Here is a 9,523-nt window from a genome sequence, read left to right as displayed (position 1 = left end):
TCTGTACGAGGGATGCACGCATGAATGAGGAAAAGCTCCGGTACTTCCTGAAGCGGGTGACGGCCGATCTCCACGAGACGCGCCGCCGTCTCCAGGAGGTCGAGTCGGAGGAGCGGGAGCCGATCGCGATCGTCGGGATGGCCTGCCGGTACCCGGGCGGCGTCGAGTCGCCCGAGGACCTGTGGCGACTGGTCTCCGAGGAGACGGACGCCATCACCCCCTTCCCCGCCGACCGGGGCTGGGACATCGGGCGGCTGTTCGACGAGGACCCCGACGGGCAGGGCACGAGCTATGTGCAGGAAGGCGGCTTCCTGCACGAGGCCAACCGGTTCGACCCGACCTTCTTCGGGATCTCACCGCGCGAGGCCCTGGCCATGGACCCGCAGCAGCGTCTCCTTCTGGAAACGTCCTGGGAGGCGTTCGAGCGGGCGGGCATCGACCCGGCCGCCGTGCGCGGCAGTCGTACGGGCGTCTTCGCGGGCGTCATGTACAACGACTACGGCACGCTGCTGCACCGCGCCCCCGACGGGCTGGAGGGCTATATGGGCACCTCCAGCTCGGGCAGTGTCGCCTCGGGCCGGGTCTCGTACACCTTCGGCCTCGAAGGGCCCGCGGTCACGGTCGACACGGCCTGCTCGTCCTCCCTCGTCACGCTGCACCTCGCGGTGCAGGCGCTGCGCAACGGCGAGTGCGATCTCGCGCTGGCCGGCGGCGTCACCGTGATGGCCACGCCGGGCACGTTCGTCGCCTTCAGCCGCCAGCGCGGCCTCTCGGGAGACGGCCGCTGCAAGCCGTTCTCCGCCGATGCCGACGGCACGGCGTGGGGCGAGGGCGTCGGCATGCTGCTCGTGGAGCGGCTCTCCGACGCGCGGGCGAAGGGTCATCCGGTGTTGGCGATCGTGCGTGGTTCGGCGGTCAATCAGGATGGTGCGAGCAACGGCCTCACGGCTCCGAATGGTCCGTCTCAGCAGCGCGTGATTCGTCAGGCGTTGGCCAGTGCGGGTCTGTCGGCTGCTGAGGTGGATGTGGTGGAGGCGCACGGTACGGGTACGAGGTTGGGTGACCCGATCGAGGCGCAGGCGTTGTTGGCCACGTATGGCCGGGAGCGTTCGGATGAGAGTCCGTTGTGGTTGGGTTCGGTGAAGTCGAACTTCGGTCATACGCAGGCGGCGGCGGGTGTCGCGGGCATCATCAAGATGATCATGGCGATCCGGCACGGTGTTCTTCCCCGGACGTTGCATGCGGGTGAGCCGACTCCGCATGTGGACTGGTCGGCGGGTGCGGTCTCGTTGCTGACCGATTCGATGCCGTGGCCGGAGACGGGTCGTCCGCGTCGTGCGGGTGTGTCGTCGTTCGGTATCAGTGGTACGAACGCGCACACGATCATCGAGCAGGCTCCGGAGGAGCTTGCTGGTGTTGTGGGTGATGGGCCTGTTGGTTGTTGGCCGTTCGTGTTGTCGGCGAAGTCGGCGGGTGCGTTGCGTGGGCAGGCGGCGCGGTTGCGGTCGCGTGTGGAGGGTGTTTCTGGGCTGCGTCCGGTGGATGTGGCGTTCTCGTTGGCTGCCAGGCGGGCTTCGTTCGATCATCGTGCGGTGGTCGTGGCGGGGGACCGGGAGGAACTGCTGCGGGGTCTGTCCGCGCTGGAGGTGGAGGGAGCCGCCTCGGGTGTGGCGCGGGGTGTGGTGAGCGCTGGGAAGCTGGCGTTCCTGTTCACGGGTCAGGGCAGTCAGCGGCTGGGGATGGGGCGTGAGTTGTATGACGCGTATCCCGTGTTCGCGGAGGCGTTGGATGCGGTGTGTTCGCGTCTGGAACTGCCGTTGAAGGATGTGCTGTTCGGCTCGGACGCTGAGGCGTTGGATCGGACGGAGTTCACGCAGCCTGCGTTGTTCGCGGTTGAGGTGGCGTTGTTCCGGCTGGTGGAGTCGTGGGGTGTGAAGCCCGACTTCCTGGCGGGTCACTCGATAGGTGAGATCGCGGCGGCGCACGTGGCGGGGGTGTTCTCGCTCCAGGACGCCTGCGAACTGGTCGCTGCCCGGGGCAGGTTGATGCAGGCGTTGCCCGGTGACGGTGTCATGATCGCGGTGCAGGCGTCGGAGGACGAGGTGCTTCCGTACCTCACCGACCGGGTCAGCATCGCGGCCATCAACGGCCCGCAGTCGGTGGTCATCGCGGGTGACGAGGACGCCGCGCAGGAGATCGTGGCGCACTTCGAAGGCCGCAAGTCCAAGCAGCTGACGGTCAGTCACGCCTTCCACTCCCCGCACATGGACGGGATGCTCGCCGACTTCCGCAAGGTTGCCGAGGGGCTGTCCTACGAGTCCCCGCGTATCCCGGTCGTCTCCAACCTGACCGGCGCTCTGGTCTCGGACGAGATGGCGTCAGCCGACTTCTGGGTACGTCACGTCCGCGAGGCGGTTCGCTTCCTCGACGGCATCCGATCCCTCGAAGCGGCCGGTGTCACCACCTACCTCGAACTCGGCCCCGACGGAGTCCTCTCCGCCATGGCCCAGGGCTGTGTCACCGGCGGCGATGCCGCCTTCGTGCCGCTCCTGCGTTCCGGCCGTGACGAGGCCGCCAGTGCCGTCGCGGCCCTCGGGCAGGCGCACATCCGTGGCCTCGCCGTCGACTGGGAGGCGTACTTCTCCGGTACCGGCGCCCAGGGTGTCGACCTGCCGACGTACGCCTTCCAACGCGAGCGGTTCTGGATCGACGTGCCCCCGGCCCCCGCCGGTGACGTCGCCTCCGCCGGGCTCGGCCCGGCCGGACACCCGTTGCTGGGCGCGGTCGTCGAACTGCCCGACTCCGAAGGACTGCTGTTCACCGGCAGGCTCTCCCTCCACAGCCACCCCTGGCTGGCCGATCACGCGGTGGCGGGCGCGGTCCTGCTGCCCGGCACCGCCTTCGTGGAGCTGGCTCTGCAGGCCGGGCGGCGGGTCGGCTGCGAGGTCGTGGAGGAGCTGACCCTCGAAGCGCCGCTGGTGCTCCCGGAGCGGGACGGCATCCAGCTGGTGGTCTCGCTGGACGCCCCGGACGACACGGGCCGGCGCGCGCTCCAGGTGCACTCGCGCCCCGAGAACCCGGGCGACGAGGACGGCCAGGACCAGGACGTAGCGTGGACGCGGCACGCCAGTGGGGTGCTCGGTGCGGCCGGGAGCCCGGCCGGACCGGACACCGGGGGCCTGGAGGTCTGGCCTCCCGCGGGCGCCGAGCCGCTCGACGCGGACGATCTGTACGACCGGTTCGCCGCCGGCGGGTTCGCCTACGGCCCGGCGTTCCGCAATCTGCGGGCGGCGTGGCGGCGCGGCGACGAACTCTTCGCCGAGCTGGTGCTGCCCGAGGGCCCGCGCACCGAGGCCGCCCATTTCGGCGTGCACCCGGCGCTGCTGGACGCGGGGTTGCACGGCATCGCGCTCGAAGGCGGCTTCCTCGCGGGCGAGGACGCGGCGCAGGGCGGGAACGACGGCCGGATCCGGTTGCCGTTCTCCTTCAGCGGGGTCGGCCTGCACTCGGCCGGCGCGGGCGCGCTGCGGGTGCGGCTGGCTCCCGCCGGCTCCGGCGCGGTGTCCCTCACGGCATGCGACGAACAGGGCGCGCCGGTCGTGTCGGTGGAGTCGCTGCTGCTGCGGGTGCTCGACCCGGCGCGGCTGCGCTCGGACCGGCCGGTGTTCCACGAGTCGCTGTTCCGGCTTGAGTGGACCCCGCTCCGCGCGGAGTCCGCTGCCCAGGGCGGCCATTGGGCCGTGGTCGGCGCCGACGCCCTGCGCCTGGAGGCCGGCCTGCGGGGCGCGGGTGCCACTGTCGACGGGTACGCGGACCTGTCCGCGCTCGCGGGCGTGGTGGCGGCGGGCAAGCCGCTGCCGGACACGGTGCTGGTCTCGTACGGGCTCCCCGGCAGCGAGAACACCCAGAACACCGGCGACACGGCCGAAGCCGCCCGGCGGGCGGCCCATGAGGTGCTGGAACTGGTGCAGAACTGGCTGGCCGAGGAGGCCCTCACCGGGGCCCGGCTGGCCGTGGTCACCCGGGGCGCGGTCGAGGCCCGCCCGGGCGAGGGCGTGCCGGACCTGGCCCACGCGGCCGTGTGGGGCCTGCTGCGGTCCGCGCAGTCGGAGAACCCCGGGCGGTTCGTGCTGCTCGACCTCGACACGTCCGCCGGGGAAGCCGGGGCCGCGGGTCCCGCCCCGCTGCTGGCCGCCGCCATGGCGGTCGGGGAACCTCAGATCGCCGTGCGCGACGGTGTCCTGCGCGCCGCGCGCCTGGCCCGTGTCCCCGCCACCGCGCCGGACCACGAGCCGGAGCCGGAGACGGCACCCGCGGCGCAGGCCCCGGCCCTGGCGCCCGGGGGCACCGTCCTCGTCACCGGCGGCACGGGCGCCCTCGGCAGCCTCCTCGCCCGGCACCTCGTCACCGAGCGGGGCGTGCGGCATCTGCTGCTGACCAGCCGGCGCGGAGCCGACGCCCCCGGCGCCGCCGCACTCGTCACCGAACTGCGGGAGCTGGGCGCCGAGGTGAGCGTCGCCGCGTGCGACGTGGCCGACCGGGAGGCACTGGCCGCGCTGCTGGCGGACATCCCTGCCGCGCACCCGCTCACCGCCGTCGTGCACACCGCGGGCCACCTCGACGACGGGCTCGTACCGTCGCTGACCCCGCAGCGAGTCGACACGGTGCTGCGTCCCAAGGCGGACGCGGCGCTGCACCTGCACGAGCTGACCCGGGGACTGGACCTCGCGGCGTTCGTCCTGTTCTCCTCGGCGGCCGGCACGCTCGGCAACCCGGGGCAGGCCAACTACGCGGCGGCCAACACGTTCCTGGACGCCCTCGCCCAGCACCGGCGCGCGGCGGGGCTGCCCGCGGTGTCGCTGGCCTGGGGACTGTGGGACCAGCGCAGTGAGATGACCGGTGAGCTCGGCGACGCCGACGTCCAGCGGATGGCGAAGGCCGGACTCGCCCCGCTCTCCGCCACCGAGGGCCTGGCCCTCTTCGACACGGCCCTCGCCCTCAGCGCGGCCGAGGACGCGGCTGATGAGAACAACGGCGCCGTCCTCGTCGCCATGCGCCTTGACACCGGCCCCCTGCGGGCCCAGGCGGATGCCGGGGCTCTGCCGCCCGTCTTCCGCGGCCTGGTGCGCGGCGGCCCCCGCCGGGCCGCCGGGCAGCAGCCGGCGGGCTCCACGGCTGCGGCCTCCGCGCGGCTTCTCGCCGGCCTGTCCGGGCTGACCGAGGAGGAACAGGAGCGCGGCCTGCTCGATGTGGTGCGCACCCAGGTCGCAGCCGTACTCGCCTACCCGTCGCCGGACGCGGTGGGCGAGTCCCAGGAGTTCCTGGAGCTGGGCCTGGACTCGCTGACCGCCATCGAGCTGCGCAACCACCTGAACGCGGCGACCGGCCTCCGCCTGTCCGCCGCCCTCCTCTTCGACTTCCCCACGCCGGCCCTCGTCGCGCGGCAGCTGCGCGTCGAACTCGCCGGTGCCCTCGGCGGCGCGAGCACATCCGCGAACGCGGCCGGCGGCATGGAGGAGGAGCCGGCGGGGGTGTTCGGGGCGATGCTCCAGGAGGCCGGTGCGCAAGGCGCGTCGGGTCAGTTCATGGAACTGCTCATGCAGGCGTCACGGTTCCGGCCGTCGTTCGCCTCGTCCGCCGAACTGCGCAAGGCGCCGGGCCTGGTGCGGCTCGCTCGCGGGGAGGGCGGGCCGGCCCTGGTCTGCTTCTCCTCGATCCTGTCGATCTCGGGGCCGCACCAGTACGCGCGCTTCGCCTCCGCCTTCCGCGGTCGCAGGGACGTCTGGGCGCTCGGCGCGCCCGGCTTCCTGCGGGGCGAACAGCTCCCCTCGACCACGGAGGCGGTGATCGAGGCGCAGGCCGAAGCGGTGCTGCGGCAGGCCGACGGCGCGCCGTTCGTGCTGCTTGGCCACTCCTCGGGCGGCATGCTCGCCCATGCGGTGGCCGGGAAGCTGGAGAGCGCGGGAGTTTCCCCCGAGGCCCTGGTGATGATCGACATCTACTCGCACGACGACGACGCCATCGTGGGCATCCAGCCGGGTCTCTCCCAGGGGATGGACGAGCGGCAGGACACCTATGTGCCGGTCGACGACAACCGGCTGCTGGCGATGGCCGCGTACTTCCGGCTCTTCGGCGGCTGGAAGCCGCGGACCATCAGTACGCCGACGCTGCTCGTACGGGCCGGTGAGCAGTTCTTCGACTGGACCCGGGCCACGGACGGCGACTGGCGGTCCTACTGGGACCTGGAGCACACCGCCCTGGACGTGCCCGGCAACCACTTCACCATGATGGAGGAGCACGCCCCGACGACCGCCGGGGCCGTCGAGGAGTGGCTCGCCACCCGGCGCTGACCGGCCGGCGGCAGCAGGCGGGAAACCACAAGGGCCGGGCCCCATCGATGCGGTGGGGCCCGGCCCTCGTCGCGCGGGACGGTCCGCGCTGTCGGGGCGGAGCGTCAGGCGCCGCGCCCGGCGCGCTGCGGGCGCGGCTCCCGGGCTCGCTTCTTGGGCAGCCCGACCGCGACGACCTCGAAGGTGTCCTTGGTGAGGTCCAGCCGGTGGAAGAGGTTGTCCGGGCCGGTCACGCACACCGTGCCCACGCCCAGTTCCGTGAGCGACTTCACCACACTCGGCCAGTGGATCGGCCGGTCGAACGTGTCCAGCATCATCGTGCGCATCCCGGCGGCGTCCCGTACGACCGTGCCGTCCTGGTCGGCGACCACGGGCATGGCCGGGTCGGCGAGCTCGTAGGCGCCGAACACCTCCTCCTCGGCCTTGCGGCGCAGCGCCGAGAACGCCGCCGCGTGGACCGGGGGCCGCATCGAGTACATGGAGTAGCCGCCGGCCGCGCTGATCGCCGCCTTCAGCCCGTCAAGTTCCTTCTCCTGTACGGACACCATGTGGAAGCCCGCGTCCAGCCGGCCGGAGATGTCGTACCAGGCGCCGCGGTCGTCCAGCCCGGCGAGGATCTCGTCAAGGCGTTCCTGCGGGGTGCGGACGAAGGAATGGGTGACGACGTCCTCGTAGGCGCCGGAGAAGTACTCCTCCTCGCAGCGGGCCAGCTCCACGGTGAGCCGTACGACGTCCGCGAAGGGCAGGGAGCCGACGAAGGCGGCGGCGGCTTTCTGGCCGAAGCTGGGGCCGGTGCAGACGGTGGGGGAGATGCCCAGGGTGTCCAGAGCGCGGTCAGCCATCGCCATCGAGTTCACCAGGAAGGCGACCTGCGAATGGACGGAGTAGTCCTCCTCGGCCGTGCGGAACCGGTCGAAAACCGAATAGCCGAGTGCTTCGTCGGCCTCCGCGAGCCGTTGCCGTGCATAGGGGTCCATGAGCAGGAATTTCCCGACCTCGGCGAAAGCCGAGGGGCCCATGCCGGGAAATACGATCGCGGTCGCGGTTCGCTCGGCCGAAGAACCGGGCCGACCCGCCGCCGCGGCGGGCTCTGCGATACCTGCGGGGGCGGGACCGCCCGCGCCCGTGGACGCGGTCGCGGGAATCTGGTCGGAATCGCTCATAATCCGTGAATGCCTTTGCTTTCGGGATGAAGAAATGGCCTCGCACGCGGCCACGCGCGGGTGCGCGCGGCCGCCTGCGAGGCCGGGAGGGAAAACCGGGGGGTCGGTCAGTCCTGCGCCCTGCGGTGGAAGCCCTTGATGCCGATCAGCCCGAAGACCGCGATCGCGCCGGTCAGGGCGAGCAGATCGACCCACAGCGGGATGGAGGCCGGGCCGCCCGGCGGCAGCATCAGGTCGCGGATGCCCTCGCTCACATACGTCAGCGGATTGATCGCGCACAGCACCTGGAACCAGGGGATGGACGACAGTCCGTGCCAGGTGAACTGGGTGCACCCGGTGAACATCAGGGGGGTCAGCGTCACGGCGAAGATGACGCTGATGTGCCGGGGCGGTGCCAGGGTGCCGATCGTCAGCCCCACCGTGCTGCCCGCCAGGGCGCCCATCACCAGCACGCCCAGCGTGGCCGCGAAGCTGTCCATCGGCCAGGAGGCGTGGTCCAGGATCAGGAAGCCGACCGGGATCATCACCAGCGAGGCGATGAGCCCGCGCAGCGCGCCGAAGACCAGCTTCTCGATGGCGACCAGGCTGGTCGGGATCGGAGCGAGCAGCCGGTCCTCGATCTCCTTGGTCCACGAGAAGTCGATCACCAGTGGCAGCGCGGTGTTCTGCAGGCTGACCAGGAAGCTGTTGAGCGCGACCACGCCGGGCAGCAGCACCTGCTGGAACCCGCCGCTGGTGTAGCCGAGTTCCCCCAGGACCTTGCCGAAGACGAAGAGGATGAAGAACGGCTCGATGAGCACCTGGGCGAGGAAGGGGCCCAGTTCGCGGCCGGTGACGAAGACGTCCCGCCACAGGATGAAGAAGAACGTACGGGTCACCGTGCGCACGTCGGAGCGCGCGGGGCGCAGTTCCGCGGGGAAGTCGGCGACCTCGGGGGGCAGGGCGGTGGCCGTCATCGCAGCTCCCGGCCGGTGAGTTCGATGAAGACGTCCTCCAGGGACGCGGTGCCGACGCTCATGTCCTTGATGTCACAACTCGCTTCCGTCAGGGCCGTGATGGCGAGGGGCAGCACCGCGCCGGACGGCGCGTCGCTGTAGAGGCGCAGCCGGACGGCGGTGGGGGAGCCGTCCGCCGCGCCGTCCTCCTCCTGGAGCACCCGCTCGACGCGCTCGACGGCCTCGATCTTCTCCAGGAGCCGCAGGACACCTTCGGGATCCAGCTCCGCGGGCTGCACGGTGAGCGTGAGGGCGGTGCTGCTCAGGCTCTCCATCAGCGCCTGCGGTGTGTCGAGGGCGAGCAGCTTGCCGTGGTCGACGATGCCCACGCGGTCGCAGAGCTTGGCGGCCTCGTCCATGTCGTGCGTGGTCAGGACCGTGGTCACGCCGCGCGCGCTCAGCTCGGCGACCCGCTCGTGGATGAACAGCCGTGCCTGCGGGTCGAGTCCGGTGGCCGGCTCGTCGAGGAAGAGCACCTCAGGGCGGTGCATCAGCGCCCGGGCGATCATCACCCGCTGGGCCTGTCCGCCGGACAGCTCGTCGCCGCGGGACTTGCCCCGGTCGGCGAGCCCCACCCACTCCAGGCACTCGTCGGCGAGCCGGCCGCGCTCGGCCCGGCCGATGCCGTGGTACCCGGCGTGGAAGAGGAGGTTCTGCCGCAGGGTCAGCGACCGGTCGAGGTTGTTGCGCTGGGGTACGACGGCGAAGGCGCGGCGAGCCTGCGCCGGATGGGCCACGACGTCGACGCCCTGGACGAAGGCGCGCCCCGCCGTGGGGGCCACCCGGGTGGTGAGGATGCCTATGGTCGTGGTTTTGCCCGCCCCGTTCGGACCGAGGAATCCGAAGACCTCGCCCCGGCGGACCGAGAAACTCAGACCGTCCACCGCGGGGTGCTCACGGCCCGGGTATTTCTTGACCAGTCCATCGACCACGACGGCGGAATCCACGGGTCGTTTAAGGTTCATTTACGCCTGCGAATCAAGTGGGACGCGGCAACGGCGGCCCGGGATTCGCA

The 9,523-nt window shown here is 71.7% G+C and carries 4 protein-coding genes; 1 reads left to right on the top strand and 3 read right to left on the bottom strand.

Annotation, left to right across the window (positions count from 1 at the left end; translation table 11 throughout):
* Positions 1-20: 20 nt before the first annotated feature.
* Positions 21-6,350, top strand: coding sequence for a type I polyketide synthase (locus ACT1U9_RS06060; protein WP_444537344.1), 6,330 nt, complete (start codon positions 21-23; stop codon positions 6,348-6,350).
* Between the two features lie 104 nt (positions 6,351-6,454).
* On the opposite strand, the gene ACT1U9_RS06055 is transcribed toward ACT1U9_RS06060, so the two are convergent.
* From ACT1U9_RS06055 to ACT1U9_RS06045, 3 genes are all read right to left on the bottom strand, one after another.
* Positions 6,455-7,369, bottom strand: a complete 915-nt coding sequence (locus ACT1U9_RS06055) for an ACP S-malonyltransferase (RefSeq protein WP_444539020.1) — start codon at positions 7,367-7,369, stop codon at positions 6,455-6,457.
* A gap of 251 nt (positions 7,370-7,620) precedes the next feature.
* Positions 7,621-8,469, bottom strand: coding sequence for an ABC transporter permease (locus ACT1U9_RS06050; RefSeq protein WP_444537343.1), 849 nt, complete (start codon positions 8,467-8,469; stop codon positions 7,621-7,623).
* On the bottom strand, positions 8,466-9,440 hold the full coding sequence (locus tag ACT1U9_RS06045) for an ABC transporter ATP-binding protein (RefSeq protein WP_444537342.1): 975 nt from the start codon (positions 9,438-9,440) through the stop codon (positions 8,466-8,468). Before ACT1U9_RS06045 ends, ACT1U9_RS06050 begins: the two co-directional genes overlap by 4 nt.
* Positions 9,441-9,523: the final 83 nt, after the last annotated feature.

It is taken from the genome of Streptomyces sp. BR1 (assembly GCF_052373795.1).
GTDB lineage: Bacteria > Actinomycetota > Actinomycetes > Streptomycetales > Streptomycetaceae > Streptomyces.
Note: the sequence above shows the minus strand (reverse complement) of the source record. Positions and strands in the feature narration are given on the sequence as shown.